Origin of the sequence: Roseovarius sp. MMSF_3298 (genome assembly GCF_030733705.1) — a bacterium.
Lineage (GTDB): Bacteria > Pseudomonadota > Alphaproteobacteria > Rhodobacterales > Rhodobacteraceae > Roseovarius > Roseovarius confluentis.
The window spans coordinates 107,072-127,493 of record NZ_JASHIN010000003.1 but is presented as its reverse complement, the minus strand read 5'-3'; the positions used below and the strand labels follow the sequence as shown (position 1 = coordinate 127,493).

General features: G+C 59.1%; 15 protein-coding genes and 2 pseudogenes. 10 read left to right on the top strand and 7 right to left on the bottom strand.

Annotation, left to right across the window (positions count from 1 at the left end; genetic code table 11):
• Positions 1-8: 8 nt before the first annotated feature.
• The 3 genes from RBB18_RS04315 to lhgO all read left to right on the top strand — a co-directional run bounded on the left by RBB18_RS04315 (position 9) and on the right by lhgO (position 4,117).
• Positions 9-1,373 (top strand): aspartate aminotransferase family protein, encoded by a 1,365-nt coding sequence (locus RBB18_RS04315; RefSeq protein ID WP_306110315.1) that lies wholly within the window; start codon positions 9-11, stop codon positions 1,371-1,373.
• Between the two features lie 17 nt (positions 1,374-1,390).
• On the top strand, positions 1,391-2,827 hold the full coding sequence (locus tag RBB18_RS04310; protein WP_306110314.1) for an aldehyde dehydrogenase family protein: 1,437 nt from the start codon (positions 1,391-1,393) through the stop codon (positions 2,825-2,827).
• Positions 2,828-2,923: 96 nt separating this feature from the next.
• A complete protein-coding gene (lhgO, locus tag RBB18_RS04305) occupies positions 2,924-4,117 on the top strand; it encodes an L-2-hydroxyglutarate oxidase (RefSeq protein WP_306110313.1) in 1,194 nt (397 codons plus the stop codon).
• Between the two features lie 20 nt (positions 4,118-4,137).
• Here lhgO and RBB18_RS04300 read toward each other — a convergent pair whose 3' ends face one another.
• Complete coding sequence (locus tag RBB18_RS04300) at positions 4,138-6,972, bottom strand: FAD-binding and (Fe-S)-binding domain-containing protein (protein WP_306110312.1); 2,835 nt, start codon at positions 6,970-6,972, stop codon at positions 4,138-4,140.
• Positions 6,973-7,034: 62 nt separating this feature from the next.
• Here RBB18_RS04300 and RBB18_RS04295 point away from each other — a divergent pair, with 62 nt between their 5' ends.
• Positions 7,035-7,934, top strand: coding sequence for a LysR family transcriptional regulator (locus tag RBB18_RS04295; RefSeq protein ID WP_371931588.1), 900 nt, complete (start codon positions 7,035-7,037; stop codon positions 7,932-7,934).
• A gap of 89 nt (positions 7,935-8,023) precedes the next feature.
• On the opposite strand, the pseudogene RBB18_RS04290 reads toward RBB18_RS04295, so the two are convergent.
• Positions 8,024-8,356 (bottom strand): annotated as a pseudogene (locus tag RBB18_RS04290) (TonB-dependent receptor plug domain-containing protein); the annotation flags it as partial.
• A 56-nt stretch (positions 8,357-8,412) separates the two neighbouring features.
• Here RBB18_RS04290 and RBB18_RS04285 point away from each other — a divergent pair.
• Positions 8,413-8,553: a hypothetical protein gene (locus RBB18_RS04285; RefSeq protein ID WP_306110310.1), complete on the top strand. Its 141-nt coding sequence runs from the start codon at positions 8,413-8,415 to the stop codon at positions 8,551-8,553.
• 419 nt (positions 8,554-8,972) lie between these two features.
• On the opposite strand, the gene RBB18_RS04280 is transcribed toward RBB18_RS04285, so the two are convergent.
• Entirely contained in the window at positions 8,973-9,332 is a 360-nt protein-coding gene (locus tag RBB18_RS04280) for a hypothetical protein (RefSeq protein WP_306110309.1), read from the bottom strand.
• A 639-nt stretch (positions 9,333-9,971) separates the two neighbouring features.
• Here RBB18_RS04280 and RBB18_RS04275 point away from each other — a divergent pair.
• Genes RBB18_RS04275 through RBB18_RS04260 form a run of 4 tightly spaced genes read left to right on the top strand, consistent with a single transcriptional unit; the run spans position 9,972 to position 15,387 of the window.
• The gene (locus RBB18_RS04275; protein WP_306110308.1) at positions 9,972-10,685 is read left to right on the top strand and encodes a hypothetical protein; all 714 of its coding nucleotides are present in this window, start codon (positions 9,972-9,974) and stop codon (positions 10,683-10,685) included.
• Entirely contained in the window at positions 10,682-12,616 is a 1,935-nt protein-coding gene (locus RBB18_RS04270) for a Mu transposase C-terminal domain-containing protein (protein ID WP_306110307.1), read from the top strand. The genes RBB18_RS04275 and RBB18_RS04270 overlap by 4 nt, the downstream gene beginning before the upstream one ends.
• Positions 12,617-12,622: 6 nt before the next feature.
• The gene (locus tag RBB18_RS04265) at positions 12,623-13,609 is read left to right on the top strand and encodes a TniB family NTP-binding protein (protein ID WP_306110306.1); all 987 of its coding nucleotides are present in this window, start codon (positions 12,623-12,625) and stop codon (positions 13,607-13,609) included.
• Positions 13,606-15,387 carry a TniQ family protein gene (locus RBB18_RS04260; protein WP_306110305.1) on the top strand — a complete coding sequence of 594 codons (1,782 nt, stop codon included), beginning with the start codon at positions 13,606-13,608 and terminating at the stop codon, positions 15,385-15,387. The genes RBB18_RS04265 and RBB18_RS04260 overlap by 4 nt, the downstream gene beginning before the upstream one ends.
• A gap of 695 nt (positions 15,388-16,082) precedes the next feature.
• Here the strand turns inward: RBB18_RS04260 and RBB18_RS04255 are convergent.
• Positions 16,083-16,586, bottom strand: coding sequence for a hypothetical protein (locus RBB18_RS04255; RefSeq protein WP_306110304.1), 504 nt, complete (start codon positions 16,584-16,586; stop codon positions 16,083-16,085).
• Positions 16,587-16,722: 136 nt separating this feature from the next.
• On the opposite strand from RBB18_RS04255, the pseudogene RBB18_RS04250 reads away from it, so the two are divergent.
• A pseudogene (locus RBB18_RS04250) lies at positions 16,723-16,848 on the top strand (IS6 family transposase); the annotation flags it as partial.
• A 64-nt stretch (positions 16,849-16,912) separates the two neighbouring features.
• Here RBB18_RS04250 and RBB18_RS04245 read toward each other — a convergent pair.
• From RBB18_RS04245 to RBB18_RS04235, 3 genes are read right to left on the bottom strand one after another with little or no spacing between them, the layout of a single operon-like run.
• Positions 16,913-17,662: a DeoR/GlpR family DNA-binding transcription regulator gene (locus tag RBB18_RS04245; RefSeq protein WP_306110303.1), complete on the bottom strand. Its 750-nt coding sequence runs from the start codon at positions 17,660-17,662 to the stop codon at positions 16,913-16,915.
• Positions 17,662-19,347 carry an ABC transporter permease subunit gene (locus tag RBB18_RS04240; RefSeq protein ID WP_306110302.1) on the bottom strand — a complete coding sequence of 562 codons (1,686 nt, stop codon included), beginning with the start codon at positions 19,345-19,347 and terminating at the stop codon, positions 17,662-17,664. Before RBB18_RS04240 ends, RBB18_RS04245 begins: the two co-directional genes overlap by 1 nt.
• A complete protein-coding gene (locus tag RBB18_RS04235; RefSeq protein WP_306110301.1) occupies positions 19,344-20,378 on the bottom strand; it encodes an ABC transporter ATP-binding protein in 1,035 nt (344 codons plus the stop codon). Before RBB18_RS04235 ends, RBB18_RS04240 begins: the two co-directional genes overlap by 4 nt.
• Between the last annotated feature and the right edge of the window lie 44 nt (positions 20,379-20,422).

The window sequence follows — 20,422 nt, the reverse complement described above, 5'->3', positions numbered from 1 at the left end:
GTGATATCATGAATAAAATGCTTCCCAACTCCGCCGAGGCGCGCGACGTCGCCTATCACTTCCACGCTTACACGAACGCCCGCGCCCACGAGGAAAATGGCCCCGTGATCATGGAGACGGGCAAGGGTGTCCGCGTCTTCGACAACAACGGCAAGTCCTATATCGAGGCGATGGCCGGACTGTGGAGCGCCGCCGTTGGCTTCGACGAGGAACGCCTTGCGGACGCGGCTTATCAGCAGATGCGCAAACTGCCATTCTACCACAACTTTTCGCACAAATCGCACGGCCCGGTCGTGGACCTTGCCGAGAAGCTGATCTCTATGGCGCCGGTGCCGATGTCGAAGGCGTTCTTCACCAATTCCGGCTCGGAGGCCAACGACACGATCATCAAGCTGGTCTGGTATCGCTCGAACGCGTTGGGCAAACCGGAGAAGAAGAAGATCATCTCTCGACTGAGGGGGTATCACGGGGTGACCGCACTATCGGCCTCGCTGACCGGGCTGCCCAACAATCACAAGTCCTTCGATCTGCCGTTCGACGGAATCAAGCACACCACTTGCCCTCATTACTGGAAGGACGGTCAGGAGGGCGAGACCGAGGAAGAGTTTGCCACCCGCTGCGCCGAGGATCTGGACGCGATGATCCAGGCAGAGGGGCCCGACACCGTCGCCGCCTTCATTGCCGAGCCGATCATGGGCGCCGGCGGGGTCGTCGTGCCGCCGGCTACCTACTGGGAGAAAATCCAGGCGGTGCTGGCCAAGTACGACATTCTGCTGATCGCCGACGAGGTGATCTGCGGCTTTGGCCGCACCGGCAAGATGTTCGGCTGCGAAACTTATGGGATCAAACCGGACATCATGACCATGTCCAAGCAAATCACGTCCTCCTACATTCCGTTCTCATCCTTCATGATCAACGAACGGGTCTATGAACCCGTCGCCGACGAAAGCAACAAGATCGGCGTGCTCGGCCATGGTTACACAGGCGGCGGACATCCGGTTGGCGCGGCCGTGGCGCTTGAGAACATCAAGATCATCGAAGAGCGCAACCTTGTGCAGAACGCGGCGGAGACCGGAGCCTACATGCAGGAGCAACTCGGTGCGCTGCTGGGGCACCCTCTTGTCGGAGAGGTGCGGGGCAAGGCCCTGATCGCTGCGGTCGAGGTGGTGCCGCCAAAGGGCCGCGAGGCCGACTTCAAACCGGGCGCACTGGGTGGACGGCTCAACGCGCTGATGGCAGAGAACGGTGTCATCTCGCGCAACATGATCGACGCGCTGGCCTTCTGCCCGCCGCTGATCATCACGCGCGAGGAGGTGGACGAAGTTGTCAGCACCCTCGGCCGCAGCCTCAACCAGCTTGAAGCCGAACTCTGAACAGAGGCCCAACAGATATGACAAGACAGAACTTCATAAACGGCGCATGGGTTTCAGGCGCCGGAGAGACAGAGAACGTCAACCCTTCGGACCTTTCGGACATCATCGACGTCTATGCACAGGCTGACGCAGGGCAGGCCGAGGATGCCATCACGGCGGCCCGTGCGGCGCTGCCCGGGTGGCGTTCGGCTTCGCCGCAGGCAAGGGCTGACGCGCTGGATTTCGTTGGCACGGAGCTACTGGCCCGCAAAGAAGAACTGGGACGCCTGCTGTCGCGCGAAGAAGGCAAAATCCTCGCCGAGGGGATCGGCGAGGTGACGCGCGCTGGCCAAGTGTTCAAGTTCTACGCGCAGGAAGCGCTTCGTGTTGCCGGCGAGTTTGTCCCCTCGATCCGCGCTGGCGTCACGGCTGACGTGCGCTACGAGCCGATGGGTGTCGTGGGGCTGATCACGCCGTGGAATTTCCCTGTGGCAATTCCGGCCTGGAAGGCGGCGCCGGCGTTGGCCTATGGCAATACGGTCGTGCTGAAGCCCGCAGAGCTCACTCCCGCGATGGCATGGGCGTTGACGGAAATCCTGTCGCGGTCGGGCATTCCCGACGGTGTTTTCAATCTCGTGATGGGGCCGGGTCGGGTCGTCGGCAACACGCTGTGTGTCTCCGAAGATGTTGACGCGGTATCCTTTACCGGCTCCGTGTCGACTGGGCAGACGGTGCGCGAGACGGTGGCGGCACGCGGCGGGAAGGTCCAAGAGGAGATGGGGGGCAAAAGCCCCTTGATCGTTCTCGACGATGCCGATCTCGAAAACGCCGTTGGCTGTGCGATCGGCGGGTCGGTCATCTCGACCGGTCAGCGTTGCACGTCCAACACGCGGATCATCGCGACGCCCGGTATCCACGACCAGCTGCTCGACGCGATGGTCCAGCGGACAGAGGCGCTTCGGGCCGGCCACGCGCTTGCGGATGACAGTGATCTGGGGCCAGTTGTCGACGCGCGGCAGCTGAAGGTCAACGAGAGCTATCTGCAGATCGCGCGCGACGAGGGCGCCGAGATCATGTGCGGGGGCGAGCGTGTCGAGCGCGACACCGAGGGTTTCTTTATGTCGCCGTCGGTAATCGGTCAGGCTACCAACCAAATGCGGCATGTCCGCGAAGAGATCTTTGGCCCTGTCGTGAGCCTGCTGAAGGCCGATGATTATGACCATGCTCTGGCCATCGCGAATGACAGCGACCTCGCGCTTTCGTCGGGAATCTGCACCCGGTCTCTGAAACATGCCGAGCATTTCAAGGCGCATTCAGATTCTGGCATGGTGATGGTCAATCTGCCGACGGCAGGGGTGGATTACCATGTGCCGTTTGGCGGGCGAAAGAAATCGAGCTATGGCTCTCGTGAGCAGGGCCGCGCGGCGCGCGAGTTCTTCACGTCGAGCAAGACATCCTACACCCTGCCGGTGTGACCGCGGTCCTCATCCCGCGGATCTGGCGCGCGCGCTGTTCTCCCGGGGCGCGCGCCTCTTACCTTTCTTTCTTGCGTCTTCGGAAAGGCCGTTCGCATGACAAACCATGATGTCGTAATCGTCGGCGGTGGTATCGTCGGCCTCGCTACTGCACGCGATGTGCAGCGGCGCCAGCCGGGTGCGAAAGTGCTGTTGCTGGAAAAGGAACCGGCCGTCGCGCTGCATCAGTCGGGTCGAAACTCCGGTGTGATTCATGCGGGTGTCTATTATGCGCCGGGAAGCCTGAAGGCGCGGTTCTGCGCCGAGGGGAAGGCGCAGATGCGCGCGTATTGCGATGCGCGGAGGATTCCCTACGAGATGTGCGGCAAATTGATCGTTGCCGTTGACGAAGACGAGGTGGCGCGGCTGAAGGCGCTCGGCGAACGGTCGCGGGCCAATGGGATCGAGATCGAGGCGCTGGACGGGGAACAGTCGCGTGCGCTGGAACCCGATATCCGCGCGGAGGCGGCGTTGCTGTCGCCCTCGACGGGAATCGTCGATTTCGGCGAGGTCGCCCGAAGCATGGCACGCGACGTGACCGAGGCAGGCGGCGAGATCCGGTTTGGCACCCGGGTCACGGGTGGCGCGGAAACGGCCGCGGGGGTTCGGGTCGAAACCAACCAGGGGCCGGTGTCTGCCGGAAAGTCGGTTTTCTGTGCGGGACTGTGGGCGGACCGCTTGGCGCGAGACTTCGGCGCCGAGGTGGATTTTCGGATCATACCCTTCCGGGGAGAATATTACCGCATCCGGAATCAGCGCTCGGACTTGGTCCACCACCTTATCTACCCGGTCCCCGACCCGGCGCGCCCGTTCCTTGGTGTCCACCTGACGCGCAAGATGGACGGGGGGTTCACGGTGGGTCCGAACGCCGTTTTAGCCCTGTCGCGCGAAGGCTACAAGCGAAGCGATCTCGATGTTCGGGACACACTTTCAGTGCTGGGGTATCCGGGGTTCTGGAAGCTGATTGCGGCGAACTTCGGATCGGCCTCGCAGGAACTGTCAGCATCTCTCTTCAAGCGGTTGTATCTCAAGCGGGTGCAGCAATATTGCGCGCGGATCAAAGGCACGGACCTCGAGCCGTACCGCTCCGGCATCCGGGCGCAGGCGGTGTGGAAGGATGGCCGCATGGTCGAGGATTTCTTGTTCCGCGAGACAGAGCACACGCTGCATGTTTGCAACGCCCCGTCTCCGGCGGCTACCTCAGCGATTCCGATCGGTCAGCATATCGGCGCGCGGTTGCTGGGCGGTTGAGGCAGGGCGCACCAGTCAGTTTACTGGCGCAGGCCTTCGGCAATCAGGCCCATCGGGTGACGTAAATTGTGACCGGAGAAACGGCTGGCCTGACAGCGGCAAGAGAACCCAGTTGCCGCTACGGGCTGGTCCGTCTCGACCTGCGTGCGCCATGACAGATCGAAAAGCGCTCTGGAAACGCCCTGGTGCCGCGACTGGTGGCCGAAAAGACCCGCCATGCCGCAACAACCCGTGGCCGGTGTTTCTGCCTCGATCCCGATGGTCTGGCAAATGCGGGTCCACATTGCTCCGCTCTTCTGTACGCTTGTGGCTTCCGTGCAGTGAGACAAAAGGCGCAAAGGTGTACCGCCCCGGACGCTCGGAAACGTTTTGCCAGCCTCTATTTCCTGCACGAGGAATTCCTGCACCAGCAGAACCTCGGGGACAGCAAAGCCGGCCTTGGGGTAATCCTGCCGCAGCATCATGACGAATGCCGGATCAAGGCCCACCAGTGGCGCGCCGGTTTCGGCGGCACGGCTGAGCTGTTGGGAAAGGGCCTGGGCCATCTTCTCGAACCCCTTGCGATCCCCCATCGTCAGCGCCGCCTTGCCAGCCGGTCTCATCTCGAGCAGTCGCGGACGATAGCCGAGGGCGCGCAGCCCCTCCGCGATGTCCTTGATCGCCTGCGCGTCAAAAAGCGCCGTGAACCAATCCTGCACAAGCAGCACAGTGTCGTCGGGAAGGGATGTGGACGCCAGATCCTTGTCGGACAGACGCAGAGACGGGGCCGCCTGGCCGGCAAGACGGCGAGGCAGGTCCTGCGTGCCGGTGAGGCGCTGACCGATGCCTGCAAGAAGGGGCCACACAGGTGACACGAACGGGGATACCGCTTTGAATTGCCGGCTCATTCGCTCCGCGAGAAGTGTCAGGCGGTCCGCAAAGGGGCGGGTGTGACGGCTGAAATAGTCCTCGTAGAAGGTCGTGCGCATCGTGAGGATGTCAACCTGAACCGGGCAGGAGGATTCACATGCCTTGCAGCCGAGGCAGCCGTCGAGGGTATCCAGCAGGTCCGCCTCGAGTTGATCGTCAGTGTGTCCCGCGGCACGGAGGCTATGCCATTCGCGCAAGGCGTCTGCGCGCCCCTTCGGACTCTGGCGCAGATCGCTGGTCGCTTTGAACGAGGGACACATCGGCGTGCTGTGCGCGTAGCTGAGACATTGAGCATTGCCATTGCAGCGAAAGGCCCGTTCCAGCGGATCGCCCTCCGGCGCATTGAACTGGCGGAACGGGGTGGTCGCGATGCCCATGATCGCCTCGCCATTCCCGGTAAGTTTACCGGGATTAAAGCGCCCTTCCGGGTCAAACGCCTGCTTTACCCCCTGAAGCGCAGAATAGGCCTCTTCGCCGATCCACGGCCGAAGATAGGCCCCACGCACCCCTTTGCCATGCTCTCCCCAAAAGATGCCGCCGTACTTCCGGGTCAGGTCGAATACGGCATCGGATATGGCAACAAGCCTGTCCCGGTCGTCTTCACTGTCAATGTTCAAGGTCGGACGAAAGTGAAGGCAACCGACATCGGCATGCCCGTAGATGCCGAAAGACAAGCCGTTGCTGGTGAGCAAGGCGCGGAAATCGTCCACGAAGGCCGGCAGGTTTTCCGGGGGCACGACGCAGTCTTCGACAAAGGCGACGGGCCGGGCAGGGCCGTCTACCTTGCCCAGAAGGCCGACGCTGCCCGAGCGGATGGCCCACAACCGCTGGATTTCGGATCGGTCGCGTGCTTGGTAGATTTCGTCTGCGCCGGGCAGCTCGGCCAGAATCTCGCGGCAGTGTGCGATCCGCGCGGCGATGGCCGCCGGGTCGTTGCCGTTGAATTCAATGAAGGTATAGGCGATCTCACGCCCCGGCACCGCGCGCAACGCGGCTGGCAAACCGTCGAGCAACCCCGAATCCGATGCGATTTTCTGGACCGTTTCGTTCATCACCTCGATGGCCGTCGGCTCCGCGGCAAGAAGCGGGTTGGTGGAGGACAGGGCATTGCGGAACCCGTCGAAGCCGACGACCAGCAGTTGCTTTTCGCTTTCGATGCGGCGCAGTTTCACCCGGATACGCGTGATCAGGCCAAGCGTGCCTTCGGCCCCGAGGAAAAGACGCCACCATTCGAATCCGCCGCCAGGTGGGCAAGCCCGTTCAAGATCGTAGCCGGTGAACCGCCGGTTCAGGCGTGGGGTATTCGCCATGAAGGCATCGCGCCCTCCGCGTGCGGCCTGTTCGGCGCGGTGCAGCATTGGGGCGGCCCATTCGGGCGGCTTCTCGTTGCTTGACAGCAGGCCCTCGGGGCGCGCGATCTGCAGCGCAAGGATATTGTCGCTGGTCTTGCCGTAAACCCGAGAGCCCTTGCCGGAGGCGTCGGTGCTGACCATCCCGCCGATCGTGCAACGGGTCGAGGTGGAGGTTTCCGGCGCGAAGAAAAGTCCGCTGGGGCGTAGCTGCTCGTTCAGGTCGTCAAGCACGAGGCCCGGCTCAACCTCGGCCCAGCCTTCTTCAACGTTCACGTCCAGCAAACGGTGCATGTGGCGCCGGGTGTCGATGATAAGGCCACGGTTCAGGCTTTGCCCATTGGTGCCCGTCCCACCGCCACGCGGCGTGACCGCGACCGAGGCAAATTGAGGCTGAGACAGCACGGAGGCGATGACAGCGCAATCGGCGCTGTCGTGCGGTGCGACAACTATGTCGGGTCGGATTTGGTAAATCGAGTTATCGGTCGACATTGCCGAGAGCAAAGCGGTGTCGTTCTCAATCTCTCCGGCGAAACCCGCGCGGCGAAGCGCTTGGGGCAGGGTGTCCTGGCTGAGGCTCTTGTCGTGCTGGGTCATGTAGGCGTCCTATTCAGAAGCCCCTTGAACCACATCTCAGCGCTTCGTAAAATCAGTAAGTAATGAAGTTAAATTCGGAAAATGCGAACTTTAACATTCGGCATCTTCGGGCCGTGATGGCCGTGCAGGCGCATGGATCTTTTTCGCGGGCGGCCTCTGCCCTTGGCGTCGTGCCTTCGGCCTTGTCCGAGACGATCCAGCAGCTTGAGACAGCCGTGGGCGCCCCATTGTTTGATCGAAGCCAACGCCCCCCGGCGCCGACAGCTGCCGCCATGACCTTCATGCAGGAAGCCGCGCCTTTGCTGGATGGTCTCGACCGTGCGGTAGCCCGGCTGCAGACACGTGGCGTTCAAGGGATCGGAACGCTTAATATCGGGTGCAGTCCTTCTGCGATCAATGAACTGGTTGCCCCGGCGATATCGCGATTCCGCAGCCTTTATCCAGATGTCCGGCTGCGGATTCACGACGATATCGCGGAGACACTGGCGCGGATGGTCGTGGAGGGAGAGCTTGACCTCGCGGTGGCCGGCCGGGCGCTGCATTCGCCGGACCTCAAGCAGGAAGAAATCTTGCGCGATCCCGTCGGCCTGGCCTGCGCGAGCGGACATGCCTTTGCCGGGCGCACAGATCTGACCCTGAAGGACATCGATCCGGGCGAGGTGATCTCACTCAGTCCGGGGACCGGAACGCATCAGTTGCTTGCTTCAAGCACCCTTGTTCCCCAAGCCTTGCGGGTTGGCGCGATCGAGGCGCACTCCACGATCGCGCAACTGGCGATGATCCGAGCCGGGCTTGGCGTCGGTCTCCTGCCTCGGAACGCGCTGATGCTGTTCGGGGACCCGTGCCTTGCATTCGTTCCGATTGCCGATCTTAAATTGTCCCGGACCTTGTTCATGCTTTTGCCGGCGCAAAGACCGCTTTCAAAATGGTCCCGCGCTTTCGCCGAAGGTCTTCGGCGATAGACTTGTGTACGGTGATAGGGTAGCCCAGCATGACATTGCCCCCATTTGTCGGGCACGTTCTTGGTGATGACGTTGATCACCCCGCCCGAGGCTGCCGAGCCATAGAGCGACGACCTCGGGCCACGGATGACCTCGATCCGTTCGATGGCCGAGGCGGGCGGCAGGTAACCGCTGCGCTGGCCCGTGCCCCACCCGTTGTAGAAAGCATCCTGCGAGGCCTCGATGGGTTTGCCGTCGATCAGCATGAGGACATAATCCTCGCCAAGGTCGCGAATGGTGATGTTGTCCCCACCGAGTTTGCCGCCCTTTTCGACCGAGACACCGGCGGTGTCGCGCAGAAGATCGGCGATGGTCTCGACCGAGCGATCCTCGAAATCTTCGGCGTCGATCACGGTGATCGAGGCGGGCGCGTCGGTCAGCAACTGCTCGAACCCGGCGGCGGTCAAGACCAGCGTGCCAAGGTCAGGATTATCGCTTTATGTCCACGATCGAAGCAGACACATACTTCGACGTCGAATGGGCGGATCAAATCGACGTGGGAGAGCAATCCTTTAAGACCCAGGACGATGAAGTGATGACGCTCCTTGTCGCCAAGAGCGGCAGGATGCTCGCTGATTGATACGGTCCCGCAGCTTCTCACACTTCAAGAATAACAGCTCCAGAGCTGGGAACGGAAGGAACAAGTGAGGATTTACTGGAAGCCTGGTGATCCATGTCTGCCAATATCAATCCAGGCTCAAAGTCTTCGTGGAAGCCCCAAACTTGGTCGGGAAATCCCTATTTCTTCTTGCCGCCGTCTTTATCGCCGGAGGGCTTCCAATTCGATGGTATCGGAAATGTCTGTATGATTTTCGCCAACTCAGTGATCCTCCATGTGTCCCAAATAATACCGCAGTCGGCGTCGATATTCCAGTACGGTAACTCTGTTCGCCCGCTCATCAGTTAAGGGTGTCGGCGAAAGCCCGTGCCTCACGAGCCTGGTAATGGATCGAATTGCCGGCTCTATTAGGATCGGCAACAGCAGGACCGTTGTCAGGCTCATCCGACGGACTGTTCGTCTGCTCGGACGATGCTACCGGCAGCATCAAGGCCTACCGCAGCGCCGCTCGTACGCAAACCGGCGAAGAAAGTCTTTTCCTCAAAGCCGGGGTTCGACATCTTCTCAAGGAATGCCTCTGACCAAACCGCCTTTTCTTCAGCGGTCAGGGTGCCCGTTTCAAGATCGCCCGCAAGTGCACGCGAGACCTTGGTATGATCAAACCTGCCGGATCTCTCAATTGCACGACCGATGCGCGCCCAATGCGTGATCTGGTCGGCAAGCGACCGTCTATGGACCATGGAAACAGCGCGGGCATCATCAATGAACGCAACATCGGTGAATTTCACGAACTTGGCCATTTCGCAACTCCTGTGCCAAACGGTGGCGTTTCGCCACTCAAATGTCGAGTCATCACTATCACGACGCATCCTGATACCGCTTCAGAACAGAAACCTTCGATTATCGTGATCGCGCTCATCTGGAATTGTCCACGAAGCAACATCGACCCGTTAACGGTGACAACATATCCGGAAGGGGGCTTGCCGCAAATCTTGCTGGTTACTCGAAATATCGGGCTGCCGTCAGGTCATCCACCGCTTGAGTAATTAGGCGATCTTGGTCCGCAACGGTGCCTGGTCGATACAAGCATAACCTCAAAAATTATTCGCGCCTGGTGCTCGGGTAACATGCAACCGGTGATATTCTCCGGGCTGCCGCAGGCCACCTCCACGACAGGCCGAATCACTTCAGGAGCCTTTTCGAGGCGTGTCGTAAACGCGATTAGCCCTATAGGGCTACTGTATTTGTCAAGAATTAGGCACCCCAAAATCCAACCCTCGCGTAATCCATTCCAATAGCCCGATTTTCCAAAAATAAAATCAATTCCAGACAACCACTTATACGATTCTCGGGATGAATCTTAGCTGTAAGTTTCTCGGCACCCAAGGATCGCCCCACTTTGCTCGCAGACAAGGATGGCCCTAACGGAGGTCCGAAGGATGCAGCTCGAAGACAACATCATTGGAAATGATCCTGCTCGTACGATCTACAAGCGTGGCTTGCAGAAGAAAGTGAACCGTCAGTCCTGTCGCAAAGCGGCAGGTATCGTCGACACAGAATGCCTGGGTGAATCTATCATACTGGTGGCAGGTGAAGTCGATCCGCGGGTTTGCAGGATCGTGGCCCAACCGATGACGTTTGATTTGAACACTGGCGAAGCTTATCCGACCAAGACGGCGATGGTTGAGGCTCTTCATGGGACAGGCTACAAGCCTTGGATCTACACGCCCGACTTCCTGTTCAAGATGGTCAATGGCCAGAGTGTTTTCGTGGAAGGAAAGCATAGTCGCTGGCTGCTCAATACTCCCGAGTTCGTCGCTGTGCCGCGGGCGATGGAAGAGCTCGGTTATCGGCTCTCCGTTGTGACGGAGTTGATGTTCTCTCGGGCACTTCACCGCAATTTACGCGTTCTGAGGGCGCTGTCACACCGTCAGTTACACCCCTCCAAGAGAGCATTGATTGAAGCTCAACTTCCCGATACGCTTACGTTCGGCAACGCGCAGCGGGCCTTTGGTCTGACAAGACCGGATGTCTATGCAGCTCTCTTTGAAGGCCTCCTCTCTACAGATCTCTCGCTCGCTCCATTCGCCGACCGGACGAAGCTTGTCCGCGTGGATGGTGATGTAACGCATCTTGAGATCCTTCCGCTATGAACCGGCTGCAGGCATATGACGGTCGCCACCTTAGAGATGGCGAAGCGCTTCACCGTGTGCTTGGCCGCGTTCGCGGGAAGCCGGCCGTGCTTCTCGATTTGAACGGATCGCAGACAGAAATAACCCTTGAGGAATTTCATCGGCAGATTGCGCTTGGAAATGTATCCGAAGGCCAAGAGCCAGTTTTTTGCGACCGGATCATGAGTGAGGGCGAAAAGTGCGAAGCGGCTTTCCGCGAGCGGCTACTTGAATTAGTTGATCGGTTTCAAGAATTGGGCCTCACTTGGCCGGAGATAAAGAAAGCAATCCCTCAGGAGTTGGAGAAAGATCCTCGCTTTGCGTGGCGCGCTACGCGTGTGCCGGCGGTTCGCACGATCCAGAAGTATCGTACTGACTTTTGCGCCAAGGGCAGTCTCGCCTTGGTCGATAACCGCTCTCAATCCGGGAACCCGATAGAGCGTTATGATCACCTGTTTAGGGAAGTCGTTCTTGATCTTCTTGAAGAATCGTACCTGACCTCTGATCTCATGACATTGTCTGACCTCGTCAGGCAGTCACGGATCAGGTATTTGAAATCGTTCGCTGCGGAAAAACCTGGAGACAAGCCCGGAAACCACGGCAGGAAAGCTGTCGAGTCGGTAATTGATAGGTTTATTCCTCACTCCGACTTGCTCAGGAAGCGACTGGGGAAGAGGGCAGCCAGAAAAGCGTTGCTCCAAGCTGGCAGCTTCCAGACAATCGAACATGCATACGACAGGCTCGAGGTCGACTCCACGCAAGCCGATATTTTCGTTATCTACGATGGTGAGCTGATCCGGCCTTGGATCACACTGGTGGTGGATGCTGCGACCGGCTTCATCGCCGGCCTCGTGGTTTCTCTCGAGAACCCGACTGGTCTGACAACCGCGACTGCACTCTTTGAAGCCATGACGGGGAATGATGAAGCGTTTTTCGATCGCTTCGGCATCAAGAACCGCGTGCAGGTTGTAGGCTATCCCTTGACTGTCGTGGCGGACCAAGGGCCCGAGAATTCGGGCAGTATCATTAACCGCCTACTCTCGATGACCGCCATTGAGCTGCAAAAGAACACCCCGGGACATCCTGAAAAAAAGCCGTTTGTCGAGCGTTCCATTTCGACTCTCAAGACTTTCGTGACCAAGCTTGAGGGCGCAACTCAAACCCAAGAACTTTCCTTCAAGGATCGCTATGACCTGGCCAGATCGGAGGCATGCTGGACTTTCGACGAGTTCATTCAGAAACTTCAGATCTGGCGCTACGATGTTTATGGCGTTCTTCCGCGCAGACGCGTGCAGTCGCCGCTGAAGCGCCGAGAGAGCCCGATCGAGAGTTGGCGTCGCCTCTCAGTGGAAGCCTACGTCCCGGAGCCGCCCAGCAAACAGAAGCTTGCCCAGTTGTTCTTTCACCACGCCGAGAAGAGGGTGGTTCATAATTACGGGATCGAAGTGGGATACGTTCAGTATTCCTCATGGGAATTGCGGGAGCTGAAGAAGAACACGAGGGGCAAGCTCGAGGTCGAGGTTCGGATCAATCCAGCCGACATCAGAGAAATTATTATTTCTCATCCGAAATCCGGTGAAGCATATTACGTTCCCTGCAAAGACCCCGATATGCCGGCGATATCGGTGGCTGAACGGGATCGCATTATTGCGCTCAATCGGCGTGATCCTGACGACTACATATCTGCGCATGAGGTTCTTGCGGCTCTGGTGGCGGGCAAGCACCATAAACCGTCAAAGGCGAAAACCAAGGCGCGGAAGGCGCGTCATGCTGCTCAGCGCAGGCGGCGGGACGACGAAATCACTGAACACAGCAATGGGTCAAGCCGAGCGGCATTTCAAGAAGATGCTTCACGCCCGACGATGCCAGTATGCACCCCGAAACGGCGCAACCGAATCTCAGCACGAGGATAATCAACTATGACGGATATTTCTCTGAGGGATCTGCGGATATCACACGCCCGTTATGACGCGGCAATGAACCAGATGCTCGAGGCAATCGAATTGGCAGGCTCGAACGGTACCTGCATCCCGTTTCTTGGTCCGACACGCGTCGGGAAATCCGACCTCCTGTCATCAGTGAAAAGCCAGGTGTCTAAAGATCGATCGGGACCGGGATACATGTTCCCGACACCGGATTGTCTAACTGGCGAAATTTTTCCCAAGCCGAACGATGCGGAAGTCTATGCTTCCGTCGTTCGTACTATGGGTCGGGTTGGTGCAAATCCGAAGCTCTCGCTCTTGCAGGACCGGATGTATGACCTGCTCGAGCAGCGCGACGTTCGTATCGTGGCGCTTGATGAATGCAGCCATTGTGCAGAGCCTGGCGCGAACTTGACCCGCCGCGCGGCAGCGGATCATTTCAAGACAATCATCGATCGGGCAGGCGTTATTCTGATCTTGACTGGGCTACCGAAGTTCCAGCGCCTGATCGATGAGAACGAGCAGTTTGCTGCACGCTCAATGGCCACAATCGAGCTCCATCCCTATCGTTGGACGAACCAAGATGACCGGAATGAGTTCGCAACAGTGATCTACAGTATATTCGATTACTTGGAGGAGCGAAGCGTATCGCTCGAGTTCGATTGGACTGACATGACTCGTCGCCTCTTTGCGGCTTCCGGGGGCCGTGTTGGAATAGTGATCGAACTGCTCGAGGTTGCGGTTCGATCCGCTTCGCGAAGCGATGTCCTCAGATTGCCGGATATGAACAAGGCTGCGGGGTTGAGGCTTCAGGGTCTCGCTCGTCTGGCGCCGATCTTTGGCCCGGATGCCCCGCAGGACGACGTGCTACTTCGATCCTACGCGAAGGTCATGAGGGACGCTGGGTTGCAGCTACCTGATCCCAATTCATCGCTCGAACTCGACGCATTCCGGGCTGCGGATGAAGAGGTCCTGGCAGCATGACACCTGAGACGCACGAAAGCCTCCTCGGCTACATCAAACGGCGGTCGGACGCAGAAGGATTTCCCGAGGCAGGCGGATTTCTTACGATGCTCGGACAGACCTATGGGCGCGCCTCTGTTGAGGAGGCCGAGCGACTTGCTGCGGACCTTGATCTCGAACTGGCAACCCTGAAGCCGATCCTTCCAGCTGCCAGGCCCAAGGAGGCTGCGCTCGATTGGTCTTTCCATCGCATGCATAGTGATCCGGTTTGCCCAACATGTATCGCGGCCCGTCAGCCACGCAGGAAAGAGTGGCGACATGCATTGCTCACTGCATGTGCAGAACATGGCTGCCAGCTCATTGACGAATGTCCAGGCTGTAAGAAACCTCTAAGCCTTCTCGGGGACCGGTATGCCGGTTGTTTGTGTGGCGCTTCATATGGGGACGCGAAGGCTGTGAAAGCCACTTCGTTCGAGATTGAATTCGCTCGTATGGTAGCCGACCTCACTTCTCAATTGGCTGGTGTTCAACTTGATGCCGGCGAGGCTCTGCAGACGACCCGAACAATATGGTTTCTCTGCGCGAACATGACTCGGGCGCGGACCGGAAAGGAGGGTAAGGCCACGTGCCCCAAAACCGTCGCAGAAGCACGCTTACGGATGACGCGTGTCGAACCGCTCTTGCTTGATTGGCCGAAGGCATTCGACGATCACATCGTTCAGAGATGGAGTGCTCCGGGTGCTGAGGGACTGACAGCCGCCATGCGCTTGGGCGCTTGGTATCGCGGACTTCTCAAACAGAAAGGAGCGTTGGCTGAGGCATTGCTGTCCCGTTGCCTCACTATCGTCGGCACAGTTTGCGGCGACGCATACAAGACCAATCGTCATCAAGAAGGCTCGACTTGGGTTAGCGCGGCTCAAGCTGGAGAAATGCTGGGCATTCGGAGCGAAAGGATCGTCGAGGCAGTACGGAATGAAGCGATGATGGGCTCGCAAGGTAGATCGGGCACCGGCCACCTGCATACAATCGTCCGGATGGAAGATGTCGAAGAGGCGCGTGAGTTACGAATTCGGTCCGCGACCAAGAAAAAGGTCCGCGACAGCCTCGGCGTTTCAAGAAAGCAGTTCGAGCTTTTGGAGGAGGTAAAATTCTTTGGTGATGGGTGCAGGATGCCGCCGCACCCCTGCGTCGAAGGTGATTTCGATCTCGTGCAGATCCAGCGTGAGGTCGATCGAGTCCGACAGGGAGCCCGTGACAAAAGCGCCGGGAACGATGGCATGATCTCCTTTCGCAAGATCAACCTGCGCAGGACGACCGACCGGACGGCAATCCTTAAGATATATCGGCTCATTGCCGAACAGAAGCTCCGGCCTTTGAAGTTCGATGGAGACACCAACCTCGGAGATGCCCAGTTCAACGAAGCGGAGATAAACCATCTCTTGCAAGAACATGGCGGTGCGCGTGCCTGGACAGCCGGAGACGTTGCGGCGTTCTCAGGATGGAAACCCGAATGTGTCACCGGCTGGTGTGAGCTGGGCTTGCTCCGAGCAGTCAAAGGAAGGCGAGGTTCGTTCGAGGTCTGGCAGATTGACCAAGAAGCGCTCGCGCGCTTCCGGCGTGAATTCCAAGTGGTTTCGGACATGGCGAAGGAGGGGCAAACCACCTCCAGGAAGCTCCTCGCGGCGTTCTCTGCCCGTGGTATCACCTCAGTAGGTTCGCAACCGGCAGGAAATTCTTCCCGCGGACATTTGATCCGGACAGGTGACCTTGCGCGGGTGATAGCGCTTCCACCCACCTGAACGAAAACCTTTCTCATACACTATCTTAATATAAGCCGCCAAGGGTGCCTTGGCGGCTATCGACGATTCCGCAGGATGGACTGCTAACCAATTTTGGCGTATTAACATAAGTGAGAGTCGCCGAAAGTTATGGCATCTATGGTTACGCAAGGCTGTCGGCGAAACGCGCAAGGCTTTGGGCGAACACCGCGCAAGCTTTAGGGCGCAGATCTGCGAAATTTCCCAATGATATCAGATACCCAAACGTACGGTTACGTGGTATCCTACAGAACTGTAGGATCGCAGATATTTTTTCGCGATGCGCATATTTTTTTGTCGCGGAAGGTCACGCATCCCAGGTTTCCTTAAACTATCAGAGGCTTGGGTGATCATGCCATTTGGCAGTTATTTGGGATGCGGCTGCTCTTGGCCGGATCTGATCGGGTGTCTTCGTTTCCGTTGTCACTTGTCGATTGCTCAATTCTGCCATTGCCCATGAGTAACCGCTAACTCTCACTTCCCGGAGTTTGTGCCGGATCAGGTAGTTTGCACTACCGGTCAATTCCTTATCCACGGGTTGGTCAAGTCCGAAGGGAAGCGAAACTGCTCACTTCGCGATTCTGGCCATTCACGGCCCATTCCGGACCTTCATCGACACCGCGGCCAATGGAGGCTTCGAGCCCAGCGCGGACCTTACTCTTCGAGAGGCGGTAGGGTCACAGATAAAGAGATCGTGGCGTGGCGCCTTCGACGACCTTGGGATCACCCATGTAGTCGGCCAAGCGTAGCATCTCACCCTCGATTGTGGCGGTCACCTGGTTGTCTTCAGTCATTTCAAATGCGGCAAGCGTTCCCTCTCCACCGTCGAGGCCAATTGATAGCGGTGCTTCGAACCCCTCTTCGTCGAACATCTCGACGGACAAAAGCTTCATGTCGCCAGAGCGGCGCTGAAGGGTTTCCTGCACCCTGGGTGCACCCGGTTTGCCGTCTTCGCCGACGCTGCAGCCAAGCACGTTGATGGTCAGGTAGCTGCCCATTATAAACTTTTGTTCAGCATATGCGCGATCACGTTCGGTATCATAAGGGATGACGAGGTTCTGCGTTTCACCGTCAACCGTGATGCTAAAAGTGCCCGTCTGCTCGTAGCGGTTATCAAGCTCTGCTGCATTAATTGGTGCAGCCAGCAGAACGGCAGTCAACAACGATACTAAACGCTTCATATGGTTCTCCCATACTTGCAGAATAACGTCCCCAAGCCGATATCTGCGCCCCGTTTGAAATGGACACGTGCGGCAAGTCCGAGGTTGAAAATCCGAAACCGCCATCCCGCGAACCCAAGACCAACACGTGCTCCCTCACCTGCCATTCCGACGAAGAGAGCGCGCCATGTCACGCTTCCGGCGTATGCGAAGTTGGAAGAAATTCGCCGCCGTCCATTCTTCAATCCACAATCTGTTTAACGCGGAGCGCAGCTTCTCCGCCCTCCTTGCCTGACCGGAGCCAGCGGCCCGCGAGGTTGCGATCAAGCCTTCGGCGAATGATGTGGTCAGATGATCTCGACCCCCGCTGTTCGCAAACCGTCGAGCTGTACGTCGGACGCGGCCCGGTTTGTCACAAGCGCTCCGATCGTCTCCACTTCCCAGGAACGCACTCGGCTTGTGCCTCCCAGCTTGGAATGATCCGCCAGCAAGACCGCCCGACCTGCCTGCGCTGCCATTGCGGCAGAGATTTCGGCCTCTTGCAGGTCGTAGAAATATGTCCCCTTCTCGGGATGCAGAGCCACCGGCGCGGAAAAGCACAGATCCACCTCGAAACGCCGTATTTCCGAAAGGGTAAGCTCGCCCACCGTGGCAGGCACGTCAGCTGCGATCCGACCGCCCAGAAGGAGTACATCCATGTTTGCGGCCTGTAACGTCGCGGCGATATCCAGCGAATTTGTGATCACCGACACGCCGGGCACCTTCGCAAGCTCTCGGGCGAACACGGCAGTGGTCGACCCGGCATCCACCATGATCGTTTGCCCCGGCTGGATCAGGCCGACCGCTTTCTTCGCGATCTCGGACTTGGCTCGGATCTGGCTCGTCATGCGGTTTTGAAACGGATCCTCTGTCCGCGCCTCAGGCAGAACGGCACCGCCATGTACCCGCGCCACCTTTCCCGCCTCTTCAAGGTCGAGCAGGTCGCGCCGCACGGTCTCGCGCGACACTCCCATCATCTCGGCCAAATCGTTTGCGCTGACCTGCTGGTTGGCCGCCAGCATCGACAAGATCCGCTGATGACGCTCCTTCGCCCACATCAGGCCGTCCCCTTGTTCCCGCCACGCCGTCGCAAAAGCGCCAGTATCACCTTCATAGACAGGACGGCCAAGCAAACAACCGCCATTACACAAGTCGAGAAGGCCGCTGCCTGCGACGTCAGCCCGGCATCGTCCAGCCGCATGATCGTCACGGCGGCCACGCTCAGGTCCGGTGTTGTCAGAAAGACGACCGCCGACAGTGTCACCATGGAGCGCATGAAGAGAAAGAAGAAAACCGACACCAGCATCGGCGCGATGAATGGCGCCACGATGTCCCGTGCCGTCCTGCTCAGCCCGGCACCAAGACTATTGGCCGCTTCCTCCAGCGCCAGAGGCAGCTGTCGGAAACCAGTCATCAGCGTCAGGAAGCCTTGTGTGTGGTAGTGGTAAAAATTGACGATCGCGATCAGCGCGGCGGTACCGTAGAGCAGGTAAAGCGGCGTCGCCGTGGAATTGAACGTCAGAATATAGGCCAGACCCAGGACCATCCCTGGTACAGCGGCCGGCATCGCGGCCAAGATCTGGATCGGTTGCGCCACTGCCTTGGGCAGGCGTCGCAGGCCAAGACCCAGAAGGAAAACCGCAACGGTCCCGCCCGAAGCGGCAGCCAGCGAGATGAAGATCGTCATCCAAAGCGATGAATACCCGCCCGCCAGCGTGATATCGTAATGCTTGGGCGACAGCGCCATGTTGTAGGGCCACAGTGTGACGAAACTGGCATAGACCACGATCCCGATCACCGAAAGGATCCCGGCGCAGATAAGCAATGACAGCGCCGCCATGCTGATGTCTCGCAGCGGAGCAAAGCTGGGCCGATAGGGCTCTTGCCCGGTGATTTGTCCGGCCTGCTGCCGTTTCATCGCCTGCCGCTCGATACTGTAGGAGATCACCGTGGGCAAAAGCAGCATGATGCCAACCACGGCGCCCATATTGAAGTTTCTCTGCCCCACGACCTGGCTGTAGATCTCGGTCGCCAACACCGAGTAATCGCCGCCGATTACCGCCGCATTGCCGAAATCGGTTATGGTGATGGTAAAGCAGACGAACGCTGCGTTCAGGATACCGAACCGCGCGGCGGGCAGGGTCAGGTCGCGGAACTGTCGCCACGGCGGCGCTCCCATGACCTCGGCGGCCTCGTAGGTGCGGGCGTCCAGAAGCACCAACGCTGCGCCGATGATCATTACGGCCTGTGGCAGCGCGTAGAGGGTGTTCGCGATCAACAGGCCCCAGAAACCGTAAATCTCGATTTCGACCCCAAGCATACGACTGATAACGCCGTTGCGGCCCAGCAGGAAGATCAGCCCGAGCGCCTGTACCAGCGAGGGGGCCAGCAGAGGCAGAACAATGATGCTGCGTATCAGCCACTTGCCGCGAAATGCACAGCGGTAAAGGGCATGCGCGATGATGAACCCCAGCAACACACTCAGCACCGTGGTCGCGCCCCCCATCGCCAGCGAATGCCGCGTGGCCCGCCAGAACCCGGATGAGCCCAGCACTTCGGTGTAGTTGCCCAACCCGTAACTGTCGCCAACCGTGATCGAGCGCAGGAATACGATCACCATCGGGTAAGCGAAGAACAAGATCAGGCCCAGCAGCGGCAACCCGATGCAAGCCAGCGTCAGCAGGCGGTCGGCGTCAAATCGGCGGCGCATACGGGCACGGGATGACGTCTCGGCGAGGCTCATGCCGACACCGCCTCGGTTCCAACAGTGTCGTCAACAACCCATGTGCAGGCTTTGGGTGCGATGCTCAGCTCAACGCGGTCGCCCGAGTGATATGGACTACCGCCATGCGTTTCGACCAAAAGCGGCCCGGCGGGGCTTTCCACTTCCAGGCGCCGCAGGTTGCCCAGGAAACTGATGCTGCGGACGACGGCCCCACCGTTTTCGGAAGGGGTCACCTCGATCTGCTCGGGTCTGATACAGGCAAGATAGCTGTCTTCAGAGGCGGGACGAGTCGGCACCAAGTCGGGAAAATGCCGCGCGACCGTGTCGGCAGAGAGCAGGTTACTGATCCCCATGAACTCCGCGACAAAGCGCGTAGCGGGTCGGTGGTACAGATCCTCCGGCGTGCCCGCCTGCACCACGACCCCGTGGTTCATGCAGATAATCTTGTCGGCCAGCGCCAGCGCTTCTTCCTGATCATGTGTTACCATCAGCGTTGGTATGCCCAGCGAGCGCTGCACCTGTCTGATCTCGTCGCGAAGCACCGCGCGGACCTTGGCATCGAGCGCCGATAGCGGCTCGTCGAGCAACAGGACGCGCGGATCCACAGCAATGGCCCGCGCCAGCGCGATGCGCTGTTGTTGGCCGCCCGACAGTTGCCCCGGCAGGTTATCGGCCACCTGAGGCAGTTTAACCAGCGCCAGCAACTCCTGCACCCGTGCGGCGATGTCGTCTTTTCGAACGCCCCGGATCTTCAGGCCGTAACCGATGTTCTCGGCCACCGTCATGTTCGGAAACAGCGAGTATGACTGGAACACGATCCCGAACCCCCGCTTGCGCGCCGGAAGATCCGAAAGGGTCGCGCCCTCCAGCGTGATCGTTCCTCCGTCCAAGTCGGTCAGCCCTGCGATCAGCCGCAGCAAAGTCGTCTTGCCGCATCCCGACGGGCCCAGCAAGCAGACGAACTCGCCTTTCTCGATCTCGATCGACACGCGGTCGAGCGCGGTGAAATTGCCGTAGGTCTTTGTGGCGTCGCGTACGGTCAGGTACATGTGGGGCGTGCTTTCTCATTCGTTGGGCAGGTTCGCGACCGGCC

What these genes read in the sequence shown, in the direction of transcription:
- RBB18_RS04270 (WP_306110307.1), top strand. Translation starts at nt 10,682, where the DNA reads ATGAACCGGCTGCAGGCATATGACGGTCGCCACCTTAGAGATGGCGAA.
- lhgO (WP_306110313.1), top strand. Translation starts at nt 2,924, where the DNA reads ATGACAAACCATGATGTCGTAATCGTCGGCGGTGGTATCGTCGGCCTC.
- RBB18_RS04310 (WP_306110314.1), top strand. Translation starts at nt 1,391, where the DNA reads ATGACAAGACAGAACTTCATAAACGGCGCATGGGTTTCAGGCGCCGGA.
- RBB18_RS04235 (WP_306110301.1), bottom strand. Translation starts at nt 20,378, where the DNA reads ATGTACCTGACCGTACGCGACGCCACAAAGACCTACGGCAATTTCACC.
- RBB18_RS04315 (WP_306110315.1), top strand. Translation starts at nt 9, where the DNA reads ATGAATAAAATGCTTCCCAACTCCGCCGAGGCGCGCGACGTCGCCTAT.
- RBB18_RS04260 (WP_306110305.1), top strand. Translation starts at nt 13,606, where the DNA reads ATGACACCTGAGACGCACGAAAGCCTCCTCGGCTACATCAAACGGCGG.
- RBB18_RS04245 (WP_306110303.1), bottom strand. Translation starts at nt 17,662, where the DNA reads ATGTGGGCGAAGGAGCGTCATCAGCGGATCTTGTCGATGCTGGCGGCC.
- RBB18_RS04240 (WP_306110302.1), bottom strand. Translation starts at nt 19,347, where the DNA reads ATGAGCCTCGCCGAGACGTCATCCCGTGCCCGTATGCGCCGCCGATTT.
- RBB18_RS04275 (WP_306110308.1), top strand. Translation starts at nt 9,972, where the DNA reads ATGCAGCTCGAAGACAACATCATTGGAAATGATCCTGCTCGTACGATC.
- RBB18_RS04255 (WP_306110304.1), bottom strand. Translation starts at nt 16,586, where the DNA reads ATGAAGCGTTTAGTATCGTTGTTGACTGCCGTTCTGCTGGCTGCACCA.
- RBB18_RS04280 (WP_306110309.1), bottom strand. Translation starts at nt 9,332, where the DNA reads ATGGCCAAGTTCGTGAAATTCACCGATGTTGCGTTCATTGATGATGCC.
- RBB18_RS04295 (WP_371931588.1), top strand. Translation starts at nt 7,035, where the DNA reads ATGAAGTTAAATTCGGAAAATGCGAACTTTAACATTCGGCATCTTCGG.
- RBB18_RS04300 (WP_306110312.1), bottom strand. Translation starts at nt 6,972, where the DNA reads ATGACCCAGCACGACAAGAGCCTCAGCCAGGACACCCTGCCCCAAGCG.
- RBB18_RS04265 (WP_306110306.1), top strand. Translation starts at nt 12,623, where the DNA reads ATGACGGATATTTCTCTGAGGGATCTGCGGATATCACACGCCCGTTAT.
- RBB18_RS04285 (WP_306110310.1), top strand. Translation starts at nt 8,413, where the DNA reads ATGTCCACGATCGAAGCAGACACATACTTCGACGTCGAATGGGCGGAT.